This is a genomic window from Niabella digestorum, from assembly GCF_036409055.1.
Classification (GTDB): domain Bacteria; phylum Bacteroidota; class Bacteroidia; order Chitinophagales; family Chitinophagaceae; genus Niabella; species Niabella composti.
Genome location: NZ_JAZGLY010000003.1, coordinates 255,098 through 280,209 on the forward strand (window position 1 = coordinate 255,098; position 25,112 = coordinate 280,209).

The 25,112-nt window shown below is 36.9% G+C and carries 23 protein-coding genes and 1 riboswitch; of the genes, 17 read left to right on the forward strand and 6 right to left on the reverse strand.

The genetic code is table 11. The features are described from left to right. Positions 1–3: 3 nt before the first annotated feature. The 6 genes from V2H41_RS06570 to V2H41_RS06595 form a co-directional block, all read right to left on the reverse strand. A complete protein-coding gene (locus V2H41_RS06570) occupies positions 4–1,035 on the reverse strand; it encodes a homoserine O-acetyltransferase family protein (protein WP_330974340.1) in 1,032 nt (343 codons plus the stop codon). A gap of 63 nt (positions 1,036–1,098) precedes the next feature. Next, positions 1,099–2,409 (reverse strand): O-acetylhomoserine aminocarboxypropyltransferase/cysteine synthase family protein, encoded by a 1,311-nt coding sequence (locus tag V2H41_RS06575; RefSeq protein ID WP_330974341.1) that lies wholly within the window; start codon positions 2,407–2,409, stop codon positions 1,099–1,101. A 331-nt stretch (positions 2,410–2,740) separates the two neighbouring features. Beyond that, positions 2,741–2,853: riboswitch (SAM riboswitch) on the reverse strand. A 232-nt stretch (positions 2,854–3,085) separates the two neighbouring features. Next, positions 3,086–3,712, reverse strand: a complete 627-nt coding sequence (locus tag V2H41_RS06580) for a porin family protein (RefSeq protein WP_330974342.1) — start codon at positions 3,710–3,712, stop codon at positions 3,086–3,088. A gap of 223 nt (positions 3,713–3,935) precedes the next feature. Next, positions 3,936–4,553: a porin family protein gene (locus V2H41_RS06585; protein WP_330974343.1), complete on the reverse strand. Its 618-nt coding sequence runs from the start codon at positions 4,551–4,553 to the stop codon at positions 3,936–3,938. A 95-nt stretch (positions 4,554–4,648) separates the two neighbouring features. Beyond that, a complete protein-coding gene (locus V2H41_RS06590) occupies positions 4,649–5,320 on the reverse strand; it encodes a YiaD family glycine zipper/OmpA-like lipoprotein (protein ID WP_330974344.1) in 672 nt (223 codons plus the stop codon). 231 nt (positions 5,321–5,551) lie between these two features. Next, on the reverse strand, positions 5,552–6,307 hold the full coding sequence (locus V2H41_RS06595; RefSeq protein WP_330974345.1) for a hypothetical protein: 756 nt from the start codon (positions 6,305–6,307) through the stop codon (positions 5,552–5,554). Positions 6,308–6,484: 177 nt separating this feature from the next. Here V2H41_RS06595 and uvrA point away from each other — a divergent pair, with 177 nt between their 5' ends. The 17 genes from uvrA to V2H41_RS06680 all read left to right on the forward strand — a co-directional run bounded on the left by uvrA (position 6,485) and on the right by V2H41_RS06680 (position 25,112). Next, on the forward strand, positions 6,485–9,325 hold the full coding sequence (gene uvrA / locus V2H41_RS06600) for an excinuclease ABC subunit UvrA (RefSeq protein WP_330974346.1): 2,841 nt from the start codon (positions 6,485–6,487) through the stop codon (positions 9,323–9,325). A 325-nt stretch (positions 9,326–9,650) separates the two neighbouring features. Beyond that, positions 9,651–10,214: an SHOCT domain-containing protein gene (locus V2H41_RS06605; RefSeq protein WP_330974347.1), complete on the forward strand. Its 564-nt coding sequence runs from the start codon at positions 9,651–9,653 to the stop codon at positions 10,212–10,214. Positions 10,215–10,274: 60 nt separating this feature from the next. Beyond that, entirely contained in the window at positions 10,275–11,060 is a 786-nt protein-coding gene (gene cas6 / locus V2H41_RS06610) for a CRISPR-associated endoribonuclease Cas6 (RefSeq protein ID WP_330974348.1), read from the forward strand. Positions 11,061–11,093: 33 nt separating this feature from the next. Further along, on the forward strand, positions 11,094–12,560 hold the full coding sequence (cas10, locus tag V2H41_RS06615; protein ID WP_330974349.1) for a type III-A CRISPR-associated protein Cas10/Csm1: 1,467 nt from the start codon (positions 11,094–11,096) through the stop codon (positions 12,558–12,560). A gap of 11 nt (positions 12,561–12,571) precedes the next feature. Continuing rightward, positions 12,572–13,075, forward strand: a complete 504-nt coding sequence (gene csm2 / locus V2H41_RS06620) for a type III-A CRISPR-associated protein Csm2 (RefSeq protein ID WP_330974350.1) — start codon at positions 12,572–12,574, stop codon at positions 13,073–13,075. Beyond that, positions 13,065–13,709, forward strand: a complete 645-nt coding sequence (gene csm3 / locus V2H41_RS06625; protein ID WP_330974351.1) for a type III-A CRISPR-associated RAMP protein Csm3 — start codon at positions 13,065–13,067, stop codon at positions 13,707–13,709. The genes csm2 and csm3 overlap by 11 nt, the downstream gene beginning before the upstream one ends. Beyond that, positions 13,706–14,746, forward strand: a complete 1,041-nt coding sequence (gene csm4, locus V2H41_RS06630; protein ID WP_330974352.1) for a type III-A CRISPR-associated RAMP protein Csm4 — start codon at positions 13,706–13,708, stop codon at positions 14,744–14,746. The genes csm3 and csm4 overlap by 4 nt, the downstream gene beginning before the upstream one ends. Continuing rightward, positions 14,743–15,846 carry a type III-A CRISPR-associated RAMP protein Csm5 gene (gene csm5, locus V2H41_RS06635; protein ID WP_330974353.1) on the forward strand — a complete coding sequence of 368 codons (1,104 nt, stop codon included), beginning with the start codon at positions 14,743–14,745 and terminating at the stop codon, positions 15,844–15,846. Before csm4 ends, csm5 begins: the two co-directional genes overlap by 4 nt. A 21-nt stretch (positions 15,847–15,867) precedes the next feature. Then, a complete protein-coding gene (gene csx2 / locus V2H41_RS06640; RefSeq protein WP_330974354.1) occupies positions 15,868–17,124 on the forward strand; it encodes a TIGR02221 family CRISPR-associated protein in 1,257 nt (418 codons plus the stop codon). 97 nt (positions 17,125–17,221) lie between these two features. Continuing rightward, positions 17,222–18,337 (forward strand): Card1-like endonuclease domain-containing protein, encoded by a 1,116-nt coding sequence (locus V2H41_RS06645; RefSeq protein ID WP_330974355.1) that lies wholly within the window; start codon positions 17,222–17,224, stop codon positions 18,335–18,337. Then, positions 18,327–18,689 (forward strand): hypothetical protein, encoded by a 363-nt coding sequence (locus tag V2H41_RS06650; RefSeq protein ID WP_330974356.1) that lies wholly within the window; start codon positions 18,327–18,329, stop codon positions 18,687–18,689. Before V2H41_RS06645 ends, V2H41_RS06650 begins: the two co-directional genes overlap by 11 nt. 44 nt (positions 18,690–18,733) lie before the next feature. Beyond that, positions 18,734–19,393 (forward strand): CRISPR-associated endoribonuclease Cas6, encoded by a 660-nt coding sequence (gene cas6, locus V2H41_RS06655; RefSeq protein ID WP_330974357.1) that lies wholly within the window; start codon positions 18,734–18,736, stop codon positions 19,391–19,393. A gap of 9 nt (positions 19,394–19,402) precedes the next feature. Then, positions 19,403–19,978 carry a hypothetical protein gene (locus tag V2H41_RS06660; protein WP_330974358.1) on the forward strand — a complete coding sequence of 192 codons (576 nt, stop codon included), beginning with the start codon at positions 19,403–19,405 and terminating at the stop codon, positions 19,976–19,978. Further along, positions 19,978–22,149: a CRISPR-associated helicase Cas3' gene (cas3, locus tag V2H41_RS06665; RefSeq protein WP_330974359.1), complete on the forward strand. Its 2,172-nt coding sequence runs from the start codon at positions 19,978–19,980 to the stop codon at positions 22,147–22,149. The genes V2H41_RS06660 and cas3 overlap by 1 nt, the downstream gene beginning before the upstream one ends. 4 nt (positions 22,150–22,153) lie before the next feature. Further along, complete coding sequence (locus V2H41_RS06670) at positions 22,154–23,470, forward strand: hypothetical protein (RefSeq protein WP_330974360.1); 1,317 nt, start codon at positions 22,154–22,156, stop codon at positions 23,468–23,470. Between the two features lie 8 nt (positions 23,471–23,478). Further along, on the forward strand, positions 23,479–24,546 hold the full coding sequence (locus V2H41_RS06675; RefSeq protein ID WP_330974361.1) for a hypothetical protein: 1,068 nt from the start codon (positions 23,479–23,481) through the stop codon (positions 24,544–24,546). Positions 24,547–24,608: 62 nt separating this feature from the next. After that, complete coding sequence (locus V2H41_RS06680; protein WP_330974362.1) at positions 24,609–25,112, forward strand: CRISPR-associated protein Cas4; 504 nt, start codon at positions 24,609–24,611, stop codon at positions 25,110–25,112.

Sequence of the window (25,112 nt, forward strand, 5' to 3'; positions counted from 1 at the left end):
AAATTATTTACACAATTCTCCCTGCTCAATAAAGCTACTGATAGCTGCAGTGAGCTGCTCAAATTCAAGCAAGAATCCATCATGTCCATAATCAGAATTAATCAGTTTTACACGGGCATTGGGAATATGCTGCGCCAAAAACTCCTGCTCATACAATGGGAATAATATATCACCTTCCAAGCTTAACACTAAAGTCTTGGCTTTGATAGTATGCAATGCAGCTTGCACACCGCCTCTGCCTCTTCCCAGATTATGGGAGTCCATACTTTTAGTAAGAGCATAATAGCTAAATGCGTTGAATCTTTTTGAAAGCTTTTCGCCTTGATAACGCTGATAGCTTTCGCTTCTGAATCCTTCTATCATTTCATCATTGAGGTCAGCCTGGGTTTTATTATAAGCGATATCGGTGCGATAAGATAGTAACGCAATACTGCGTGCTACTTCCAGACCTTTTTTTCCGGCATCTTCTTTCTTTTCCCACCAAGTACTGTCTGCTTCAATAGCAAACCGTTGCGAAGCATTGAATGCCTTTCCCCATGGAGAATGAACCGCATTCGTTGCAATGGGTATAATATAGGAAAACAGATCTGGATCCTGTACAGCCCACTCCAACAACTGTTGCCCACCGGTGCTGCCTCCAATACCAATTTTTATTTTATCGACACCAAGCTCTTTTTGCAACAAGCGATAAGCCTGTACCATATCTCTTATGGTAAAGAAAGGAAAATCGTGATAGTAGGGTGCGCCCGTATCGGGATTGATGTCCAGCGGACTAATACTTCCATAACAGCTACCCGGCATATTCACACAAATGATAAAATATTTGGCTGGATCAAATACACGTCCTTCCCCCACCATTTCCGGCCACCATTCATGTGGTTTGCTGTTAGCTGTAAGAGCATGGAATATCCATACCACATTATCTTTATTTTCATTCAGCTGACCATACGTAGTGTAGGCCAGATGCAGTTTCTGCAAAACTGCTCCACTTTCCAATTGAAACGCTCCTGTGTGTGTAAATATCTTATGATCCATATTTTTTAGAAACTGCCTCACCGTACCAACTGCACTGATGAGGCAGTTGAAAGTAACTCTGTATTAAGCGAAAATGTTAGCAAATGCTTGTTCGAAATCGGCTTTAATATCATCGATATGTTCAATACCCACGCTGATACGAATCAAATTATCCAGAACGCCTGCGCTCTTTCTTTCTTCTTCTGTAAGCTGTTCGTGGGTGGTAGAAGCTGGATGAATAGCCAGTGTTTTAGCATCGCCCACATTTGCCAAATGGCTTACCAGCTTTAGATTATCGATGAACGCACGTCCTTTTTCAAATCCACCTTTAATACCAAACTGGAGTACGCCACCCGCACCTTTAGGTAGATATTTCTGAGCCAAATGGTAATACGGGCTGCTTTCCAATCCCGGATACCATACGAACTCTACTTTATCGTGAGCCTCCAGCCACTTAGCCAACTCCAAAGCATTATCTACGGTACGTTGTACACGCAACGACAGTGTTTCCAATCCTTGCAACAACAGGAAGGAGTTGAACGGGCTTAAGCAGGCACCAAAATCACGCAATCCTTCTACTCGGGTACGAATGGCAAATGCAATATTGGGGAGCCCTAACGGATTGCCTTCGCCAAAAACTTCCCAGAACTTCAGTCCATGATACCCTTCCGAAGGTTCAGTAAACTGCGGGAATTTACCATTACCCCAATTGTAATTACCGCCATCGATAATAACACCTCCAATACTGGTACCATGACCACCAATCCATTTGGTAGCAGAATGTACCACTATATTAGCGCCATGTTTAATGGGCTGGAACAAATAGCCTCCCGCACCAAACGTGTTATCTACAATCAGCGGAAGATCCACTTCTTTTGCCAGTGCCGCGATTTTTTCAAAGTCGGGAACATTCAGTCTGGGGTTACCCAATGTTTCTAAGTAAATAGCTTTGGTTTTATCATCAATCAGTTTTCTGAAGCTTTCGGGATCATCAGCCTCAGCAAAACGCGCTTCGATACCCAAACGCTTGAAAGAAACTTTAAACTGATTATAAGTACCCCCATAGAGGAAAGAACTGGTTACAAAATTGTCTCCGGCCTGTAAAATATTGTTGATGGCCAAAAACTGAGCTGCCTGACCTGAAGAGGTGGCCACAGCCGCTACCCCTCCTTCCAATGCTGCGATGCGTTGTTCAAACACATCGGTTGTGGGGTTCATGATACGTGTATAGATATTACCAAACTCTTTTAGACCAAAAAGATTGGCAGCATGTTCGGCATTCTTGAACTGAAAAGAAGTGGTTTGATAAATAGGAACAGCACGGCTACCTGTTGTAGGATCCGGTATCTGACCTGCATGTACCTGCAGGGTCTCAAAACGTAAAGCGTTACTCATAAAGTGAAGTTTTTTAAGTTAATGCGTGAAAAATAAATTGTGAAAACTAAAAACCAGAAGTGAAAGACTTTAAAAGTCCAAAAGAAGATATGTTGCTATGCCCCGAAAGGCATACAACAGCAGCAACAACACATCATGTGTGTGAAGCAGTTATGAGCGATATGATAATATTGTTTTTGCAACATGTCCTCTAAAATTTTCTCAATTTTTAGTCTAAAAGTTCCGTTCCAGATCCTTATCAAGAGGGCATTTACGAAAAAAGCCCTCCTGTAAGCAGGAGGGCTTCAAATATGTTTGAATACATCACATTCTAACCAATATTGAAACTTCCAGCTTATCTTTCTACGCTTACAGCGTAGTAGGAATTGGCACCTTGTTCCGCGTCACTGAAACAGGTTGCCAAGGCTTCATTGGGCCTATACCCTCTGCCTTTCTTGATAAGTTCCTGATCTACATCAGGATTCAAAGAACCACGTCGGCCGCTGCCAACGAGGTGCAAATATAATACATTATTCCAAATAAAAAAGTTAGAATTGAGAACGCTATGCTGCCTACCACCAACACGGGCACGTGTGCAGAAATAAATGGTTACGACTAAGCAGCTATAGGGTTGAAAAATGATGGATAATAAAAAAGCTCCACAAAGTGGAGCCTTTATTGTTTAATACTTTTAGACTTAAAACTTATAGCCAACAGTAAGTCCAAAAGCAGTGTTGTAAAACTTTGATTCACTATTAGGGTTTAATTTTACTAACCCCCGATTGAAATTCAGGTTGAAAGAAAGCCCCATACCTAGCTGGTAACCTACCAACAATTTTCCACCGGCATCAAATTTTCTGAGTTCTTCGCCCCCGAAAATATCATCCCAATGATACTTAATAGACCAATCTACTCCTTCATTCGTCCCCCCCATCTTTACCTTTCCAACTCCCAATCCAATATAAGGACCAACCCCCAACAATAAATTCCCATTTCCTAATGTAGGCTGAAATTGGAAAGTTACAGGAACTTGAACGTAGTTTAATTGCATATTTTCAACTTCCCCCACTTTAGACGTAGCTCCATTTTGCACATAGAGTACACCGGGCTGCAAAACAAGATAATTACCCAGATTGAAGTCATAAGTTACGCCAGCCTGAAAGCCCGTTCTCAATTTCATATCCTCTGCATCTTTACCTGCGATAGTTGCAAAGTTCACTCCCGCATTCAATCCCAAACGTCCAGCTTGAGCATGAGATGGAACTGCAGCCACACTAAAGGCCGCAAAAAAGAGTCCTCCAAATAATAGTTGTTTTAGTTGCATACATTGTATATTTAAAAATCCATAAATGAGGTGCAAAGTTATATTATAATCAATCATATTACAAAATATATTGTAATACTTTCTATAAGCACCTCTTTTTAACTCTTGCCAACCTCACAATATATACTAATCATATAAAGAAAAAGCAGTAACAAGGAATCTCGTTACTGCTTGGATAAACCTCATTTCAACACTTCAATAAGAATTACGGAGTTATTCTTAATTAGAATTTATAACCTACAGTAACGCCAAAAGAAGTATTGTGGAACTTTTTATCTTTGTTATCAGATAGGTTGGCCAAACCTAAGTTCGCATTTAGATTGAAAGAAAGCCCCATGCCCAATTGATAACCTACCAGCAGTTTCCCACCGGCGTCAAATTTTTTTAAGTCCATATCTTTCCAATCCTTGCTGGCCTTGTTATTGTCCCCTTCTACATATTCTTTAATTTTTATTTTACCTACACCAAATCCTACGTAAGGACCAACCCCCAGCAACAGGTTACCAGTACCTACAGCAGGTTGATATTGGAAGGTAACAGGAACTTGAATATAATTCAGATCCCATCTTCCTTCCGCTCCCTCATCTTTTATTTTAGTACCGTTTTGAACATAGCTTACTCCAGGTTGTAATACGAATTCATCGGCCAATCCGATATCGTAAGTTACTCCTGCCTGAAAACCGGTTTTCAATTTGGTTTTTGTAGCATCTTTACCTTTAATGGATGCAAAATTACTACCGGCAAAAACGCCAAAACGACCGGCTTGAGCATTAGCTTGAAGAGCTGCAACACTAAAAGTTGCAAATAATAGTCCTCCGAATAATAATTGTTTTAGTTTCATACGATTTGTTTTTAAAAGCTATTTATTAGTTATTAAAGTAAATGAATAAGGGATTCATTTACTTTAATCAAGTAGTCTTGGTTTAAACTTTTATGTTAATGGCCAGCTTCTCTCGCAGCATCAGCTTTCATTTTTTCATTAGCTGTAATTATAAACTCCACGCGACGATTTTTAGCCCGCCCTTCAGGAGTATCATTGGAATATTTAGGATGTCTAAAGCTATATCCTACAGTTGTCAGACGATGAAGATCAATTCCATGATCACTCAAATAATTGGCTACTACAGAAGCCCTTCTTTCCGACAATGCCTGATTATACTTTTCAGTACCGGTATTATCGGTATGGCCCTGTATTTCAACGTCTGTATCCGGATATTTATTCAAAATCTTAATCAAATCATTAAGGGTCTCTTTAGAAGCTTCGGTAAGATTTGCCTGGTCGAAGCCAAACAGTACGGCGCTGTTAAATTCCACTACAATCCCTTCCTCCACACGCTCTACCTTGGCCGTAGGAATTTCCTGTCTGATTTCTTCGGCCTGCTGGTCCATTTTTTTACCAATAATGGTACCCGCTGCGCCCCCTACAACTGCTCCAATAACGGCCCCTAATCCGGCATTACCTGCAGCTTTACCAATTACGGCGCCCATGGCAGCGCCACCTCCTGTACCAATTATAGCTCCTTTCTGGGTACGGTTCATGCTATCACATCCTGTTAGCATTATGCCAGCTAACGCGGTTGCAAATAAAGTTGCTTGTGCTATTTTCATTGTGGTATATTTTAATGAGTTTATGGCTTTGTTTAACTGAGGGGATCTACGTTTTGATTTATGTATATAAATTTAAGGTATTTACAAAAAACTAAGGCACAATTTTTTACGATTGCAAAGATAAATAAAATTCATATCAATTATCCAAATTTTGCATATAAGACCTAAACGGTACAAAAAAGGTTGCCTCAGGAGACAACCCTTTTATAAAATTAATTTTAATCAATTTCTCTACTGCTCATTATCATTATCATTACCATTATTTTCTGCTCCGTCTGGTACTACTACATCATCTTCTTGAACATTATCCTGAGCTATCTTATTAAGTACATAAGTAATGCTTTTTTCTTCCACCTCTTTTTTAGTTACTTTTTTCTCCTTCTTATTTTCAGCAGTAACTGCTACAGTAGCATCGGCATCTTGATCTTGTGCATCACTTACCATTTCAGTATTCAACTCAGGGAAAACGGCTATAGGATTATCTTCGTTATACTTAGCTCCCAGATTCACGTACATTTTATTAGTAACGGAATCGTACAGCAAAGCACCTCCCTTTAATGTTTTACCTGAATAACGAGCATCCGTTGTAGCTACATCTCCTTCAGTATCTGTATTTACAGAAGCCACTACTTCGCCGTCAATATCGTTTTGCAAAGTTTTTTGCTCCGGTATTTTGTAAATAGCCGGCGACACTCTGAGATCGGCCCTGAATTTTCCTTGTGGTAACCCATTAACCCATACTAAACCTTTATTTTCCTGATCCAACGCCACGCTTACTATAGAAACGTTTCCTTCTTCATCAATTAGTTCATACTTTCCCAATACGGGAAAAATATCCGCATCAGTCAACTCCTTGGGCATGGGTAACAATTCCTTAGGTTGAGGTTTATAATTTTTCGGAATTTCCGGGGCTACCGAAGTTTGTGCATATGTTATTGAATAAACCGATGCAGAAAAAAACAACATCAATAAGAACTTTTTTTTCATCTGAAATTATTTTTGTGACCAAATTATTTTAGAGAGCCGTTCTGCTCATGTAGCTTTAAAGAAATTATTATGCCAAAAAATATTTTTAGCGCTCAGAAACCTTTATAACAGTTTTTAGTTATAAATTTTAGCTTTTTCTAAATACAGGCATAACTTCAAAAAATCAAACTGATAATATTGAAAAACAATTATTCGCATATAGAGGTAACCGGTGCCAGAGTGCATAATCTCAAGAATATTGATATTTCCATACCCAAAAACAAACTGGTAGTAATTACCGGTATTAGCGGCAGCGGTAAATCGTCATTGGCTTTTGATACTATTTATGCCGAAGGACAACGGCGCTATATGGAAACCTTTGGCGCCTATGCAAGACAATTTATCGGCGATATGGAAAGGCCTGATGTAGACCGCATTACAGGGCTTTCTCCTGTTATTTCGATTGAGCAGAAAACTACAAATAAGAATCCGCGTTCTACAGTGGGTACCGTTACTGAGATATACGATTTTCTGCGATTATTGTTTGCACGTATTGGCGAAGCTTACTCCTACAACACCGGGAAAAAGATGGTGAAATGGAGTGAGGAGGAAATTGTAAATAACATTTTCGAAAGATTTTACAAGAAAAAAATTAACATACTGGCCCCCTTGGTAAGAGGCCGTAAAGGTCATTACCGCGAGTTGTTCGAGGACGTACGCAAAAAAGGTTTCTTAAAAGTACGCGTAGATGGAACAATCCAAGACATCACTCCTAAAATGCAAGTGGATCGATACAAGATTCACGATATCGAACTTGTGGTAGACCGTTTACAAGTCACTGATGATTTTAAAGTACGCCTGAGTCAAAGCGTACAACAAGCATTAAAATTGGGTAAGGATCTGCTGTTCGTACTGGAACACGATCGCAATGATATCACCCAATATTCCAAAATGCTGATGTGTGAAGATACAGGCATTAGCTATGAAGAACCATCTCCTAATACTTTTTCCTTTAACTCACCTTATGGTGCATGTCCTTATTGTCGTGGACTGGGCACCAGCTCGGTGATTAAGATGGATGCAGTGTTGCCCGACACTTCTAAAAGTATTAAAGAGGGCGGTATTGCCCCGTTGGGTGAAGAACGTAGCGCCAGTGTATACCAGCAAGTGGTGGCCTTTGCCAAAAAACATAAGATCAGTTTAAGTAAACCTATCAACGAATTGCCACAACAACAATTGGATTTATTATTGTATGGCGACGGCAATGCCGAAAAAACGTTACAGCTGGATGGAACGGACGATTCCATACCCGATTATTATACCGGCAGTTATGAAGGCATTATTCCAATGCTAAAGCGCTGGTATCTTTCTACCCAAAGTACCGAAGCGCTACGCGACTGGGTAGAGCAGTATATGGAAGTACAAACCTGCCCCTCCTGCAACGGTGCACGACTTAAAAAAGAGAGTCTATGGTTTAAGGTAGACGGAAGGAATATTGCAGACCTTAGCAATCTTAATTTAGATAATCTAGCTGCATGGTTGGATGGCATTGAACTACGTTTGACCAAAAAGCAAAATACCATTGCAAAAGATATCTTGAAAGAAATCAGAGAGCGTTTGGGCTTTCTGTTGGATGTAGGTCTCTCCTACTTATCATTGAACCGCCCCAGTCGTACACTCAGTGGTGGCGAATCGCAACGGATTAGACTGGCTACACAAATCGGCTCTCAATTGCAGGGGATCACATATATACTTGACGAACCTTCTATAGGATTGCATCAGCGGGATAATCACCGACTAATTTCTTCTCTGCAAAAGCTGCGTGATATCGGTAACAGTTTGATTGTGGTGGAGCACGATAAAGACATCATGCAGGCGGCAGATTATTTGGTAGATATCGGTCCACGTGCAGGCTATCATGGCGGCCGTGTAGTGGCACAAGGCACGCCGAAAGAAATTTTGAAATTGGATACCATTACCGCCGGCTACCTGAAAGGGAAATTGAAAATTGAAGTACCCAAAGAAAGACGTAGTGGCAATGGCAAATTTATTGAACTAAAAGGAGTATCTGGCAATAATCTCAAAAACGTCAATGTAAAATTTCCATTAGGTAAACTGATTGTTGTAACAGGCGTAAGTGGTAGCGGTAAATCAACATTGATTAATGAAACCCTCTACCCTATTCTAAGCAATCATTGTTTCCCTGCTAGCAAAATGCCAGTAATGCCATATCGGTCGGTATCCGGACTAGAACATATCGATAAGGTAGTGGAAATTGATCAGTCGCCGATAGGTCGCACGCCACGTAGTAACCCTGCTACCTATTGCGGATTCTTTACGGATATCAGAACTTTGTTTGCATCTGTTCCCGAAGCCAAGATTCGCGGATATAATGCAGGACGATTTTCTTTTAATGTAAAAACCGGTCGCTGCGATGTATGCGAAGGTGGCGGGATGCGTGTGATTGAAATGAACTTTCTGCCCGATGTATATGTACCCTGCGAAAAGTGTAACGGTAAAAGATACAACCGCGAAACCTTGGAGATACGCTACAAAGGCAAGTCTATCTCAGATGTGCTGGATATGACCGTTGATGACGCGGTGGAGTTTTTCCAAGCAGTGCCTAATATTTATCGAAAAATTAAAACCTTGCAGGATGTAGGCCTAGGTTACATTACACTGGGACAAAGCGCCGTTACATTAAGCGGTGGCGAAGCACAACGCGTAAAACTGAGTACCGAACTATCCAAGAAAGATACCGGCAAAACTTTCTATATCCTTGACGAACCTACTACCGGATTGCATTTTGAAGATATAGGGCATTTACTTAGAGTGTTAAATAAACTTACCGAGAGGGGTAATACAGTATTAATCATAGAGCATAATATGGACGTTATTAAAGTAGCAGATCATATCATCGATCTAGGACCCGAAGGAGGTGATGGTGGCGGACAGATTTTGTTCGAAGGCACCCCCGAAGAGCTGATTCATCACGAAGAAAGTTATACCGGCTTTTATCTGAAACAGGAGCTTAAATAATAATTAGATTCGAGAGTTTGTCGGAAATTTTTCGTTTAAAAGAGAAAAACAACCTTGTTTTTCTTATATTGCTATTAGGAAGTACCCCAAATACTAAAAATAAATTTGTTTTAGTAGCCCATTGTTTTGGTGCTTTCTAAATTTAGTGTAAAATGAAGAATTAAACTAGTTAAAACTTCACTCAAAAGAGTCCTGCTAAACATAACATAAAAAATTCACTAAATAGGCAAGCCATATGAGAATTTTTTACCGTAACTTAATAGTTATAAATAATTTCATTCACATACACAATAATTTTTATTAATATTTTTTAAATAATATTAATATGAAAAACATATTACTCCTATGTTTACTGATTATCCCCTCTCTACTATTAGGACAGAAATTTTATGTAATAGAGCCTGATCATAAGATTAACGATAGAATTTCTAAAAGAATTAGTCAGCTTGGATTTGTTGTTGTAAGAGATATAGATGAAGCCGATATAATTGCTCAAATGATATATGAAAAAAGAAAGGGGTATATGTCTTTTAAAACAGGATGGAAAAACGAAGAATACAAATATAACAAGGTTGGATATATAGCTTTTTTGAACAAGGACAGGGATACACTCTCCGCTACAGAAGAACAAGGTGGCAAAGCCAAATATTACAATACGTATGTAGCACTTAGCGAATTAACTAACAAAATATTAAAATACGATTTTGATAAAAATTTATTCGCTGCTATTAAAAAAGTCACCCCTTCATCGTCTGCTAATCCTCAAACTACAAGTAGTCAAAACTATTCAAAAGCAGATGAATTATCAAAACTTAAAAAACTACTGGATGAAGGAGTATTAACACAAGAAGAGTTTGAAGCCGAAAAGAAAAAACTACTCAATAAATAATGAAGTTTAACTGCCTATATAATACCACTGAACTATAACCATATACCAAAACCAGCATTTATGAGATTTTTGGTAAAGCTGATTTCTGAGAAACCCGAAGTTATACCCATCAATTATCAATATCCTCTATCGGCTGCCATCTATCGAATTATTGCGAAAGGTGATGCTGATTATGCCAACTTTTTGCATGAGAAAGGCTATGGCAAAAAATTCAAATTCTTTTCGTTTTCCCAAATTACTTGTCCTTTTAAAATCGAAGCCGATCGGTTGCTACTGCAAAGCAATGAGCTCAGTTTTCAAATCACCTTCCATCTTCCCAAAGCTGCGGAAAGTTTTATCAAAGGTTTATTTCAATCCGAAAAACTGGACATAGCGGATCGTATTTCCAAAGGACGGTTTACCGTACAATCTATAAAAACCTTGCCATCTCCTCTAGAGTCGTATAAAGAAAATGAAATAACGCAGGTGGTATTAAGACCGCTGTCGCCTGTGGTAGCAGGACTGATGAAGGATAATGGTAAGTACGATTTTTTGCCACCGGATGACCCAAGGTTTGCGGAAAGTCTGATATACAACTGGCGCAGCAAAATAGCTGCTTGTTATGATGATACCACAGCGAGTAAGGCCATTTTGCAAATAGCGTTACAGCCCATAAAGCAACCTTTTAAATCCCGGCTGATTAGTATCAAAAGTGGCAAACCGGAAGCCACACAAATCAGAGGCTGGATAAATTTCAAAATGCAAGTAACAGGGGAACGTAGATTTATCGATCTCCTACTCAATGCCGGTGCAGGATTGTATAACGCACAAGGAATGGGGTGTGTTAGTATTAGTCAAAAGATGTAATCATTAAGCCTAACAATTATGAAGCGATATCTCTTGAAAGTCGATATATCAGGAATTCAAGATTTTATTTTTAATGTCCCGGGTAAAGGTGCTTCGAGAAATCTGAAAGCACGGTCTTTTTTTGTACAAGGACTTACGGAAATAGCCGAACAGTATTTTACTGACATTGCTGAAAAAACCGAGGTTTTGTACAATGGAGGGGGAAATTTATTCATATATCTCCGTGTTACCCAAAATGTTCTAGATAGTGCAATTTCCAAGTTTCAAAACTGTTTTTTGCAGGAGGCAATTTTCCCTTTTATTGCCTACATAGAGGCGGAACATGACGACGCATTTTATACACAGATGCAGGCGTTACATACGAAAACTTCCCTTAAAAAGTTAGTCAGGCCGTTTTTGTCTGAGACGTTTCAACCAATGGATTCCAGCATATTTGATGAGCGGTTCAGAATGTTTGCCAAGAAAATGGTAAAAGCACAAGGGTACAGTATAGTCAAATCGGATAGCAACGAATTGAATTTAAGCATTGAGGAAAATCAATTCAAGATTGCCGGGTATATCTTAAGATTGGAGTATGGGAATCAAGCTCAAAAGTCCTTTAGTGGGACGATTATCAACGCAATGCCTTTAGATGATGAAAACAATCAAGAAAAAGGCATTCTCGAATTTGATAAAATCGCCGAGAAGGCAAAGTCGTCAAGAAAGGTAGATGATAAACTCGCTGCTCTTAAAATAGACGTTGATAACCTCGGTGTTCTTTTCAGAAACAAATCTAAGGACGAGTATAAGCAATTGTCTAACCAACTGAAGAAGTTTTTCTCAAATACAATCTATAGTGTTTTAAAAGAAGAAATACAGCATGGAAATATATACCCTGTATTTTCAGGGGGAGATGATTGCTTTTTGATAGGTGCATGGGATATCATCCTTCAGGTGGCACAAAAAATTCATCATGAATTTGACGCTTTCCAATCGACGTTATGCAAGACATTTGGATTAGAACATCCGCTTACAATATCTGCAGGTATTGTCATTTATAATCCCAAGTTTCCAATGGCTAGAATCGGACAAACCGCCGAGCATGCGCTAGAACTAGCAAAAGATTTTGGAAAAAATAGAATCTGCATTTTCGGAGAGGTACTGAAATGGAATGAATTTGAGAATGCAGGACAACTTGCAATTAAATTGAAAGAATTGATCGAAGATGGAGAGTCGCGCGGAATTCTTGAACGGATACGCTCATCGGAAATTGGGTTCCTAAGTTTACAAGAACGGGCAATTAAGGCTCATAGGATAGACTTCCCTAAAGTGTACCGATTGAAGTACTATTTGCGAAATGTTAAGAACTCTAAGAACAAAGAAATATTGGAGAATGAGTTTAAAAAATACGAAGATGCACTTTTGGAGGATTTTATACACGGGAGAAAAGAGTCGAATGCGGCACAATTCCCTGTAGCGGCTCGTTGGGCCGAATTATTAACCAAATCAGTTAACACTTAAATTTTTGTAATATGCCAAATCATAAGGTACATAATAGTTATAACAACAACAAGGGCTCAAACCATAGCTCTAAGAAAAATGATAATAATAAGAAAAATAATAAGACTACTGAGGAGATAGTCAATGAAGTGATTGAGACTTATTTTAAAGACATCAAAGCGGACCTTTTGTCCTTAAACGATGTGACGAAGATTAAGACTATCTTTTCAAAACTCGAGCAATTCGTCAACGAAACAGCTTCGGGATTATCAAGTAGTCAGTTACGTAATGTTTATTCAAAAATTATAGAAGCGAAAACACCAATAGACTTACAATTACTTCGTCCAAACTTGGCATATGTTGCAGCAAGAAATGAGAAGCTGCAAGCCAAGCAAGTAATGGCGCTTATTGATCATCTGATTCAGCAGGTAGACACTGAAGAAAAGCAAAAACACTTTAAGAAAGTAATGGAAGCCATCGTTGCTTATCACAAATATTCAACAACAAAAGAAAAAAACTCGAACAATGAAGCTTGAATCAAAAACTATTATTAAAGGCACGATAACCACATTAACAGGTTTGCATATCGGCGGATCGAAATCATCGTTAGATATAGGGGGTATCGATACCGCAGTGATCAAAGATCCGTTGGGGGTACCTTACATACCGGGAAGTTCATTGAAAGGCAAGCTCAGGGCATTGCTGGCTGCAAGCATTAATGGGGCTCCCGATGAGAGTAGTGACGATGAAAGCATAAAGAAGCTTTTTGGTTACGCCGGACCTCGAACTGAGTCTGGCGAAGTTACCCGTCTGATAGTTAGAGATGCACATCTCGACACGGAGATGTTCAAAAGAGATTTTATTGACAATGGTGCCATCTTGGAAACCCAATACACACAAGAGAAAGCGGAAAACAAAATCAACCGTAAGTTAGGAAGAGGCGGGCATCCGCGTTCCATTGAACGGGTACCGGCGGGAGCTGTATTTAATTTTGAATTAGTCTTAAATAACTATAGCGGAGAAGATCCAAAACAATTTATTGAATTAATAAAGCAAGGTTTTAAGCTTCTTGAAGATGATTACCTGGGAGGTAGTGGTACGCGTGGTTATGGGAAGGTAAAGATTGAATCGAATATTGAAAACGCTGATACAAAAATATACCAAGAATGAAAGCAATTATCCTAAAATGCCGTCCAGGCAGCCGCTTTCATTTTGGACGTGCTGCCATGCGGCAAAATGATACTTTAAGCGACACCGATGAAATTATCCACTCCGATGTGTTGTTCGGAGCGTTCATTTCGGCGGTGGCCCGACTTTATCCTGAAGTTGAAGTTTTGAAATGGAAAAAGCATTTTGAGGAGGGTAATATTGCTTTCTCATCAGCATTTTATTGTGTAGAATACCAAGGCAAGATCGTTTACTTGCTGCCTAAACCCATATCCTTAAATCATTTTCCATTAAAAACATTCGATAGTATTGAAGGGGCTCACAAAAAGTTGAAAAGAATAAAATTTATATCAAAAGGGATTTGGGAAAAACAATTGACACCAGATGATTGGTTCTCAAATGATGATATATGTTTTAGTCCGGAAAGTAGGGTTGTGTGTTTGAAAGAAGAGTTTGGAAACGACAACGTCGCTTATAGACTGTCTGAGAAAATGGACACGCCTAAAGTAAAGGTGCGCAATATTTCTAAAGAAGATACTTATTATACACAAACCGACCTGGTGCTTGTGCATGATGAAAATATCTCTGTGCATTGGTACTTTCTTTGGGAAAATACCGGACTTGATGAAGAGGAAAAGAAACAAGCTGAAAAAATTATAACCTTGATGGCAGAGTCAGGATTGGGTGGAGAAAGAAGTACAGGTTGCGGTCATATAGAAGAGGTTGTATTTGATCGAAGCTTCGCGATTAACACAGATAAGTTAAGCGAACAATACGTTTCACTGTCTCTAATAATCCCCGGTGCTTCTGAACATCAAGAGCTCATAGCGTATCAAACTGTTCAAAGAGGAGGTATGTACTATGGAGCCAATAAGAGAGTCAAATCTGTAATAGCTACAACCGAGGGGGCTATCATTAGAAGTAAGATAAATGGGTCCATAGCAAATCTATCTACTGAAGATAGAAATCATTGGCGTTACGGCATATGTTTTCCTATACCATTGCCCAATTCTTTTAAACTTAATGAATGCACTTTATGAGAAAAAATTACCCAATTCGGCTAACTACAATAACTCCTGTATGTATTGGTACAGGGCAAAAACTATCTCCATATGCTGACTATATTATAGATGAAGATAGCAAGAAAATATTTTATATAGATCAGGCCTTGGTAAAAAGGAAGATTGCCGAAAAATTAAATTTGATTGATGAATATGTACACGGTGTATCCACAGGAATGGATAATAACCGAAGCAGGTTTAATCTGTACAAATTTTTGAAAGCTAAATTAAATATCGATGTCTATACACAACATCAGTTACAATTGGATTGCGAAGCTCAAGGTAACAAAGAACTTTGTACCATTATTAAGAACGCAGGTATTTATCCATATATTCCCGGAAGTTCAATAAAAGGCGCCATTAAGACAGCGTTACTATATGATTGGATCGTTAACTCGAAGGATGGCAGGAGCTGGCTTCAACGATTTGTATCCGCGTTGCTGCAGAATAGAGATGATAAGGAAATGTGGACAAAATTGGAAAATGAATTGGAGCAAGCCTTGTCATTATTTGAGCGACTTCACGTGACGGATTCTACTCAACTTAATGATGATGACATGATTGTCATCGAAACCAAACGTATTCATATTGGAACAGGGGAGCTTACCATTCCTCAAGTATGGGAGGCTATTTTGGAAGAAAAACAGATTGAGTTTCACCTAGGTATTCCCTATACAAATCTTTCGTTGGTCGATTTGATAGAATGTATCAATCGTTTTTCACAAGACAATAATCAAAAAGAGCTAATGCTATTAAACAAGTTTGGAACTGTGTTTAAAGATAAATATCCTGAAGATTATACAGATCTTGTTACTTTTTATGAACAGATAAACTATGACATTCAACAATCACAAAACAAAACCGCCTACTTACGTATTGGAAGCGGGAAAGGATATTACTTTAATTCGATTGCTGTTGCTGTTGCAAATTATAAAGAAGGAAAGTACTTCAGTGCTTTTTTAATAAAGTACGGGAAAGGCTATAAATTCAAAAATCCTCACAAATTTCCGGTCACCCGCCCAATTGACATGAGTAGTTTCAAACCATTGGGGTGGGTAAAATTTGAAGTAATTGATTAATCTATTAATCTTATTGTGTTTATGTCAAGAAAAGTGTTCCTTAGTTTTTTAGGAGCAAACAATTATAAAGAATGTGTTTACACAACTGAAGGAAAAGAAAGTCGGGTTGTTAAATATGTTCAGAACGCAGTCATCGATCTATTGGCTTCGGATTTTGATGTTTACTACATCTTTTGTACCGAGAAGGCATATGATACTCATTTTGCAAGCCTTCAAGCAGAAAGCAACAAAAAATTAGATGTTGTACAAATTCCCGAAGGTTTTAGTGAAAGTGAAATTTGGACAATATTCAGCAGCGTATTTGATAAACTCGAAGTAGGAGATGAAATACTTTATGATATCACACACAGCTTTAGGTCATTACCAATGCTTGGTATAACCCTATTACAATATGCCAAATTTTTGAAAGATATTAGAGTAAGGGGGATTTATTATGGTGTTTTTGAAACACTTGGACCATCATATGACATCGATAATCGGTTCCCTGATCCTAAAGATCGAAAAGTTCCACTTTTAAATTTGACTGCCTTCTCTCTAATACAAGACTGGACTATAGCTGCTAATAATTTCATAAAATTTGGTAATGCACAGATGATGGGAGAATTAACGAAAGAAGGGCTTACTCCAATTTTATCTGAAAGTAAAGGAAAGCATATGGAAGCTGCTACATTAAACGGACTTTCGATACAACTTCAAACTTTTGCTGAGGAGCACAGAACAAATAGAGGGAGAAGAATTATTGAAGGGAAAGCTGCTAATAAGGCAGTTGAGTATATTGATAACATTCAGACTTACTCATTGATTCCTCCGTTTTTTCCAATAGTTAATTATGTAAAATCTACTTTACAACAATATTCGGACAATTCTATCAAGAACATATTTTTCGCCATTCAATGGTGCATCGAAAAAGAACTTCCACAGCAAGGTTTTACACAATTACAAGAAGGGATTATTACTATTCTTTGTGACAAAGTAGGTCTCGACTACACCATGGAAAGTAATAGAAATTTGGTCAGCTCCTACTTATCAGTGAGATTTTTTAAGCCGGAAGAGGAATGGAAGGGCGAATTAATCCAAGAAACATATAAGCCATACGTTCATTTGCTTAATGAAATAGATAAAATCAAAGACTTAGCATCCGTTTATGATTCGATTTCAAAGAAAAGAAACGATATCAATCATGGAGGATTTACCGAAAGTGCGAAACATTTCAGTTTTATGAATGATCTTAAAAAATATTTTCATGAATTTAAACAGATATTAAATTTAGAATATTAAGCGATAAACAAATTTCATATAAACTCAATAGATATTCAGTTTTGAATAAGCGGATAGTGTTAGGATAGATAATATAATGTTTGAAAATTTATAAATCATGAATCTCTTAGTTAATCTAGTGGGAGGCCAAACTATCCCAAACTTGCAATTCCTGAAAAAATTTTATCAGGAAGGAGATCATATTTTATTTATTAATACTCCTTTAATGAATAATAAAGGAATTCATCAATGGATTATAAACTCATTCCAATTACATCTTGATGAACCCATTAAGCTATCCGACATTATCAACATTATCGTAGATGAATATTACGATACTCATATCAAGTCAAAACTGGATGAGATTGATTATGATATCTATGATGATATTATTGTAAACGTAACCGGTGGGACAAAAATTATGTCCTTAGCCATATTTGATTATTTCCGAGAAAAGGATTCCAAAATATTCTACATCACCGGAAAAGATGATGCTGTATTGAAATTATTCCCGAACAGAAAAAAGGAAAATATTTCGCTAAATATTACCATCGACTTAAGCGAATATCTTATCTGCCATGGATTTGAGATAAAGACTTCGACGCTCTCAGGAAGAAGTTTCGAATTTACAAAATCATTTCTTAACTGGTATGTAAATAGTGGCGATAATCTAACTTGTCAAAAAATATTTGCCAAATTAAGACCCAATAGAGACAAGAGTGTAAACATAGCAGAGATTGCCGGGCTTAGTGATTTCTTGCATAGCATCGATTTCACGGTAGACAATGGTGTTCAGTTATCAAAATACGACATAAGATATTTAACCGGAGGTTGGTTTGAAGAATATATCTACTTTTCGATAAGAAACGAACTAGAAGTAGGCGAACAGTTTATTGCAACAGGCTTACAATTAGTTAGAGACAATGTATCGAACGAGTTCGACATCCTCTTTATATACAACAATACGCTGCACGTAATAGAGTGTAAGACCGGAATAGTTAACAATGTAATCCCAACTTTAGTAAACGACACATTCTATAAACTATCATCATTGTCTACCAGGTTAGGGCTGTTCTGCAAAAAGTATGTGTTTACACTTAATAAGCAATTGGACTTCAAAAAACAGCACTTAAGGAGAGCAGAAGCTTTTGATATTCGACTAAAATGTTGTGAGGACATTTTGAATGCACGATCCATTTTTGAACTATTAAATGAAAATAAACATGCTTATTAACATATCCAACCATCCCCAATCCACATGGAGTGACGAGCAGCTAAAAAAGGCGCAGCAGCTGTATGGAGAAGTAGTGGATTATCCGTTTCCATTAGTAGACCCGTCGTGGTCCATTGAGGAAGTAATAGGTTTGGCTAATGCGCTTTATGCTGATATCACTCAAAAGTATCCCAATAAACATACCTATCTTCATATAATGGGTGAACACTCCTTGGTATATCATCTGGTAAGTATGTTTGAGCAAAATGGATATACTTGTGTACTCTCCACCACCGACCGAACAGTGGAAGTGCTACCCGACGGCAGCAAAAAAGTGCTTTTTGATTTTGTGAGGTTTAGAAAGTATAATTAAAAATGAAATTTTTTGTTTAAGGTTAAAAAAATAATTCAAACAAAATGAGGTTATATATTAGATTGACATTGAATTCTATTCCGATTCCCTTTTGTTATCAACATTTGCTTACCGGAGTCATTCATAAATGGCTAGGTCGGGGCAATGAATTTCATGGAATTGGTAATCTTTTTAGTTTTTCGTGGTTGCAAAATACAGAGTTGACAGAATCTGGAATAGCACTAACTAACAAGTCCTACTTTTTCTTTAGTAGTAATAGTGAACAAGTAATTAAAAAGTTATTAAATGGAATTTTGAGAGATCCTGAGTTATTTAATGGTATCAAAGTTAGAGATGTCCAAATTACGGATACCCCAAGTTTCCAAAATGTGGAAAGGTTTATACTTACAAGTCCTATTTTAATAAGAAAAAAGCAAGGAGATAACATTAAACATATAACATACAAAGACCCGGAATTTGATGAATTGCTTACAATAAATGCTAAATCCAAACTTAGAAGAGCAAACAAGGTTGATGAAGGTTTATTCATAGAATGGGATAAAGCGTACCCTAACCCTAAAACTAAACTTGTAACTTACAAAGGGGTTGGAAATAAGGCAACATTAGCACCGATTATTGTAAAGGGGACACCTGAACAAATTGCATTCTTGTGGACAGTTGGTCTTGGAGAATCCACAGGTATTGGATTCGGTTCAATAAAATAATTCTAGAATATGGAAAAATTCTTTATAGTTAAGTATTCAGGCCCATTTGCTTTTATTAAACCATGGACTGCGGTTAGAGATAGTGAAACTTTTTCGCAACAGTTCCTTACACCAAGTATTGTGGAAGGTATTGAAAAAAAATTATTTCCCGAACTTCTAAGAGAGTCCGGAATTAAGAAAATAGCTCGACACAAACTAAATTATTGTGGAATTGATATTCAGCAGGAACGCACATGGGCTAAAGGTGGATTTCAATACACTAAAGAAAAAGATGTATATAAAACCAACTTAGGTATTCTGAAAAGAGGGGTATTGCTTAATCCTAACTTGTACTTAGCTTTCAGTCAAGAAAAAGATGCCCGTGTTGCATTTCAACAAAACATCTGTTTATGTCGAAATGAAGATATATTACTACCAGTTGAATTGTTTACAATATCTCCTGAAGAATTTGATGAAATACAAGGATTTGAGTTAAAATTTACCGACAATAAAAATGGTTTTAAAGTCGGTTATAATAGATTTAATAATGCTGAAGAGATGTTTGGGGAATTGATTGTAACAGGAAACCCAATAAGAGAAAAATAATGAAGCAACTCAAAGACATATTAGCGAAGAGCATCCTTTACGGAGGAACAGATTTGTTGACGCACACTCAACAAGTAGTGACTTGTATATCTAAAATGTCCGAAAATTTCAAATATGAATTTGATAGTAAACTGGCCTTAAAAGGTGCAATTCTTCATGATTTGGGAAAAGCTCACCCCAAATTTCAAAAAAGGATATCTGGGAAAGACAAAAAAACTCTTTTAGAAAAGTTTGAAGATGAAAATTATATATTAAGACACGAAATTTCGTCCATGGCTTTTCTTCCATGTTTTCCCAATGAGGAATGGCCTGTTTTAATTGATATGGTTATTGCCCATCATAAATCAATTGTCTCACCTAACTATGAAGGTAGAGGCATTTTGGATTTAAAAACTCAAGATAGAAATTGGATACAGAATCACCTTATTGAATGGAATGATTGGCAAAAATATGGAATTGCAATAATAAAAAGCTTTGGTTTTGATTGCGTGGATTATATCACATTAGAACAGGCAGAAAATGCTTTAAAATATGCTTCACAATATTGTGAAGCTAAGAAAAAGGGGTGGTCGCCATATAGAGGTTTATTAAAAGCCGCTGATCATTTTGCTTCTGCGTTAGAAAAAAACGCTGAAGAAAACTTAAAATATACATTTGAAACTCCTGATTTAAGTTACTACAGAACAAAAGACAGGTATAATGATTTTTATCCATTATCAAAAGTAACAACTGATGATTTTAGACCACATAGCATGGTTGTAGCACCAACAGGTGCCGGTAAAACAGATTTTTTGTTGAGGAGGACAAAGGGGCGCGTATTTTACACCTTACCATTTCAGGCTTCGATTGATGCAATGTGGGTAAGATTAAAAAAGACGGTTCCCAACAAAGATATACGTGTTCTCCATGGTATGTCTAAAATTGTCGCCGACAAAAATAATGTGGATGAGCAACTATTGCAACCATTAGTTGGCTCTTCAATTAAAGTTCTCACCCCTTATCAATTGGCAGGTATTCTTTTTGGCATTTCGGGTTTTGAAACCATATTATTGGATATTCAGGGATGCGATATCATTCTTGATGAAGTTCATACCTATTCAGGTTATTCTCGAAGTATGATTTTGGAAATTGTCAGAGTACTGAAAAATTTCGGTTGCCGAATACATATTGGTACGGCTACGATGCCCACAGTCTTATATAAAGAATTATTAGAAATTTTAGGTGGTAAAGAGAATGTATATGAGGTGAAGTTATCTGACTCGGAATTAAGTACTTATAACAGACATAATATATTTAAAGAGTCAAACAAAACTGATATAAATCTTATCATTCAAAATTCCATAGAGAAAAATGAAAAATTACTGATTATCTGTAATACAATTAAAAAAGCTCAAATTATTTATAAAAATATACTATACAAATTTCCGGATACACCCAAAATGCTTATTCACAGCAGATTTAAGCGAGCTGACAGATTAAGAAGAGAACTTGATCTGAAAGAAATTTATAACGGTAACGGAGAAAACAACTTAGGACTTAGTCCGTGTATAGTTGTTGCAACACAAGTAGTAGAAGTAAGTCTGGATATTAGTTTCGACCGAATGATTACTGAATGTGCTCCTTTAGATAGTATGATTCAACGATTTGGAAGAGTAAATCGGATAAGAAATGAAGAAAGCAGGCTAGTACAGAAACCAATTCATATAATTGAACCTGAAGGGAATGTTTTGCCTTACAAATTAGATTTATTACAAAAAAGCTTTGAACAGCTACCTGATAACGGTGAAGTTTTAGAGGAGAAAACACTACAAGAAAAAATTGACAATGTATATCCCCATTTGGATAAAAAAGAAATTGATATTCATTTAAAATTTAAGGATGGAAGATTTACGATGAAAGAACTAACAGATAACAAAAAAGGAATATTAATAGAAGCATTAGAAATAGAGGGAGCTACTTGTATTTTAGAGTCTGATAGAGAAAGATATATTGAATCCAATTGGGATGAACGAATCAGACTTGAAATTCCCATCAATTGGAAGACCATATACAGATATAAAAATGAATATGAACAATTAAAAGTTGGTTCTTACCCTTTTGTTATTCCACAAAAAGAGGAAGAATATGAAAAATACGGATTACAATTGGTTGAACAAAATATAATATTGTAAAGTCATGTACACAAGCTATATAGGAAAAAAGTTTTTAAAACTTTATAATAAAAAAAATGGCACAGAATATACAGCCGAACAGTTTTTTGATGAGATTTTCTTCAATTTATTCTTTACAGATGAATCTCATTTAATGCATGTTAGTAATTCACCTTTCTTTCAAAAAACCAAAGAAGCTGATATTGCTTTACATGGTTCCAAATCATTGGCTCAATTAGCCACTTTAAAAAGTAATATTGAGAATGACACGCCTAACATGTCAATTTATGTTGGTGCTTATGCAAAAGATATAGGAGGAACCACTTCCGGACAGGTCTCAACTCTAAACATAGAAATTAACAGTGAAGAAATGTATTCCTCATGGATAGGTGAAGCATTAGCAGTTGGTATAAATGGTAGATTGGTAATGTTAATAGATAATGAAGATATTTTATGGAATCTATTTCTTGGTTGGAAGTTTTATAGAAAATTTTTAAACAGTACACCTAACGTCAAGGACAAGCAAATTGAAACATGGAATGGTCAATGGTTATGTCACTGTTTTTCAGATGATTTTGACGAAGAATATCCGGAAGATGGATTAAACATTAATCCTGAAAGTGTGGAAGGTAAACTCGCCATTCCAACAGTAAAATGGACAACAGTTATTCTCACATTATCAAAAAAGTTTCCGAATACGCAAATGACAGTCTATGCATACAACCTGTCACAAATAAATACAACCTTAGGATTTATCAATTTGTATCTTCATGAAATACATGAAATATATGAAGTGAGGGATTTACTTATTCTTGATTCCGAAAAAACCATTTTATCTGATTCTGATATTGCAAAGTTAGAACCTCTCTACAACTTTAAAAACGCCTGTGCTTTCGGAACAATTGGTATAAAAGCCTTGGAACCGGCTAAACTCAGAGAATATATGCCCAGGGGAAGTACTCTTTACGCTCAAGGAAAAGAATTTAAATTCAAAGATGAAGACTCTTATTATCAATATAACCTTTTTAAAATTTGGATATACGCTATGCTAAACAAAACAGAATTATTGCAATCAGCCTCCGAAATTGCTAATTCATTAATAGCTATAGAGAAAGAAGACGAGAGAGGGAAAAAACTATTTTCTACGATTTCTAAAGACGTCAGAGAAAGTAAAAATCTAAAAGATTTTGTTGATAATCTCTCTAAAATTTTAGAACACACTTCTGAATCAGCAGATTCATTTAAAAAATGTGTTGAAAATGTTTTAAAAATGCCAACAGATTTGTTCCCTTTATTTATCACACTCATTCGATTTGAATACGCATATCAAAAATCAAAATAATACGAAATATGAGAAATCCATTTATTTATTTAAGAGGGTTACGCCATGCAGAGCATACTGTTTTTGCAGTTAATGATGGACAAAAGTTCTATTACGACCCTCAATTTGGTTATAAAATGGCTTATTCAAGTGGACAACAAGTTAAACGTTCCATCATCGAAGCCTTAAATTTACCGTTCGCTGCAATTACATTTAATTGGGAAATCGATAAAAAAGAAAATAAAGCAAGCCAAAAGGAACCCCACTCACCTTGCGACCCAACTTTTGCAGATCAACTTATTGGTGGGTATATGAAAGCAGAAGCAGGTTCTTTTACAGTAAAAAGAAGAAGTCCATTATCTATTTCTGCTATGCGACCTCTTCATCCTTTATTAGGTGGAATTGAAAGTCCAACTGAAAATATTTCTTTTGATCGAACATCTTATCCTGAGCATCATAAAGTAAATGTTTATTGGGTTGACGGTAAAAAAAGAGGTGAAAAATTATCGGATGAAGAACTTAATGAATGGCTAACTAGCAATCACAGAAACTTACCTAATCGAGCTTTCATACAAGACCAAACCAGAGCTTCTGGATTATTTGTGTACGATATCGCCATCGACTTACGTACCTTATTTTGTGTATCAACCAATAAACTGGAACCTGAACTATTTCCACATATCGAAAAAAAATTGAGAGATGAAGGTTGGATTGAAGGTGAGAATATTTTCGGGAAATGTTTGATTTGCCCCAAAGAAAAAAGAGAAGAAATAATTCCCAAATTAGCAAAAGCTATTATCAACTGGCGTATAACATCAAACCAATCCCGAACTTTCAGTTTAATGGAAATCCTAGCAATAGCTATAAGTGATAATGCAAATCAGCTTGCATATGCCATTCGTGGTGAATTAAGAGAAGATTCAGATAGACCAAGAGCAGTACCAAGAATTGATGAAACAGCAAAAGCCGAATTGTTTATCACTCCTTTAGCAAGTGGATATATTACAGGAGCTGTTGGCTCAGCAGATGCTATTGAAAAAGCTGAACAAAAATTAATTGACTTAATGATGGATTTCAATTACGAAAAACAACTGTAAATTAATATTTGTACAGACGTTGCAATGCAACGTCTGTATTTTTTCTATTTATTCTCTTACCCATGCCCCTCACTGGTACACATATTGCCTATTTGCACACCTGCCATAGAAAACTATGGTTGTTTGCCAATGGAATTCAGATGGAACATACATCCGATATCGTGGCAGAAGGCAAGCTCATTGCAGACAGCACTTATTTAGACAGAGCCAGAAAATACACAGAATTGGCAATTGAAGGCATCAAAATTGATTTCTACGATGCTAAAAACAAAGTGGTGCATGAGGTGAAAAAGTCGGATAAGGTAGAACAAGCGCATTTTGCACAAGTGAAATACTATCTTGCTGTATTAGTTCGTAATGGCATTGATCAACCTTCTGCTATAATTGAATACCCCAAATTAAAGCAAAGAGAAATAATAGAATGGGATAATCAATATCTTGCTGATGCGACACTGTGGGAACTCCAAGTCGAAACAATCGTTAAGGATGAATCATGCCCTGCGCTCGTCAAAAAATCCATCTGCAAATCCTGCTCTTACTATGAGCTATGCTATGTGAATGAATAG

What these genes read in the sequence shown, in the direction of transcription:
- V2H41_RS06570 (WP_330974340.1), bottom strand. Translation starts at nt 1,035, where the DNA reads ATGGATCATAAGATATTTACACACACAGGAGCGTTTCAATTGGAAAGT.
- V2H41_RS06575 (WP_330974341.1), bottom strand. Translation starts at nt 2,409, where the DNA reads ATGAGTAACGCTTTACGTTTTGAGACCCTGCAGGTACATGCAGGTCAG.
- V2H41_RS06580 (WP_330974342.1), bottom strand. Translation starts at nt 3,712, where the DNA reads ATGCAACTAAAACAACTATTATTTGGAGGACTCTTTTTTGCGGCCTTT.
- V2H41_RS06585 (WP_330974343.1), bottom strand. Translation starts at nt 4,553, where the DNA reads ATGAAACTAAAACAATTATTATTCGGAGGACTATTATTTGCAACTTTT.
- V2H41_RS06590 (WP_330974344.1), bottom strand. Translation starts at nt 5,320, where the DNA reads ATGAAAATAGCACAAGCAACTTTATTTGCAACCGCGTTAGCTGGCATA.
- V2H41_RS06595 (WP_330974345.1), bottom strand. Translation starts at nt 6,307, where the DNA reads ATGAAAAAAAAGTTCTTATTGATGTTGTTTTTTTCTGCATCGGTTTAT.
- V2H41_RS06605 (WP_330974347.1), top strand. Translation starts at nt 9,651, where the DNA reads ATGAAAAACATATTACTCCTATGTTTACTGATTATCCCCTCTCTACTA.
- cas6 (WP_330974348.1), top strand. Translation starts at nt 10,275, where the DNA reads ATGAGATTTTTGGTAAAGCTGATTTCTGAGAAACCCGAAGTTATACCC.
- csm2 (WP_330974350.1), top strand. Translation starts at nt 12,572, where the DNA reads ATGCCAAATCATAAGGTACATAATAGTTATAACAACAACAAGGGCTCA.
- csm3 (WP_330974351.1), top strand. Translation starts at nt 13,065, where the DNA reads ATGAAGCTTGAATCAAAAACTATTATTAAAGGCACGATAACCACATTA.
- csm4 (WP_330974352.1), top strand. Translation starts at nt 13,706, where the DNA reads ATGAAAGCAATTATCCTAAAATGCCGTCCAGGCAGCCGCTTTCATTTT.
- csm5 (WP_330974353.1), top strand. Translation starts at nt 14,743, where the DNA reads ATGAGAAAAAATTACCCAATTCGGCTAACTACAATAACTCCTGTATGT.
- csx2 (WP_330974354.1), top strand. Translation starts at nt 15,868, where the DNA reads ATGTCAAGAAAAGTGTTCCTTAGTTTTTTAGGAGCAAACAATTATAAA.
- V2H41_RS06645 (WP_330974355.1), top strand. Translation starts at nt 17,222, where the DNA reads ATGAATCTCTTAGTTAATCTAGTGGGAGGCCAAACTATCCCAAACTTG.
- V2H41_RS06650 (WP_330974356.1), top strand. Translation starts at nt 18,327, where the DNA reads ATGCTTATTAACATATCCAACCATCCCCAATCCACATGGAGTGACGAG.
- cas6 (WP_330974357.1), top strand. Translation starts at nt 18,734, where the DNA reads ATGAGGTTATATATTAGATTGACATTGAATTCTATTCCGATTCCCTTT.
- V2H41_RS06660 (WP_330974358.1), top strand. Translation starts at nt 19,403, where the DNA reads ATGGAAAAATTCTTTATAGTTAAGTATTCAGGCCCATTTGCTTTTATT.
- cas3 (WP_330974359.1), top strand. Translation starts at nt 19,978, where the DNA reads ATGAAGCAACTCAAAGACATATTAGCGAAGAGCATCCTTTACGGAGGA.
- V2H41_RS06670 (WP_330974360.1), top strand. Translation starts at nt 22,154, where the DNA reads ATGTACACAAGCTATATAGGAAAAAAGTTTTTAAAACTTTATAATAAA.
- V2H41_RS06675 (WP_330974361.1), top strand. Translation starts at nt 23,479, where the DNA reads ATGAGAAATCCATTTATTTATTTAAGAGGGTTACGCCATGCAGAGCAT.
- V2H41_RS06680 (WP_330974362.1), top strand. Translation starts at nt 24,609, where the DNA reads ATGCCCCTCACTGGTACACATATTGCCTATTTGCACACCTGCCATAGA.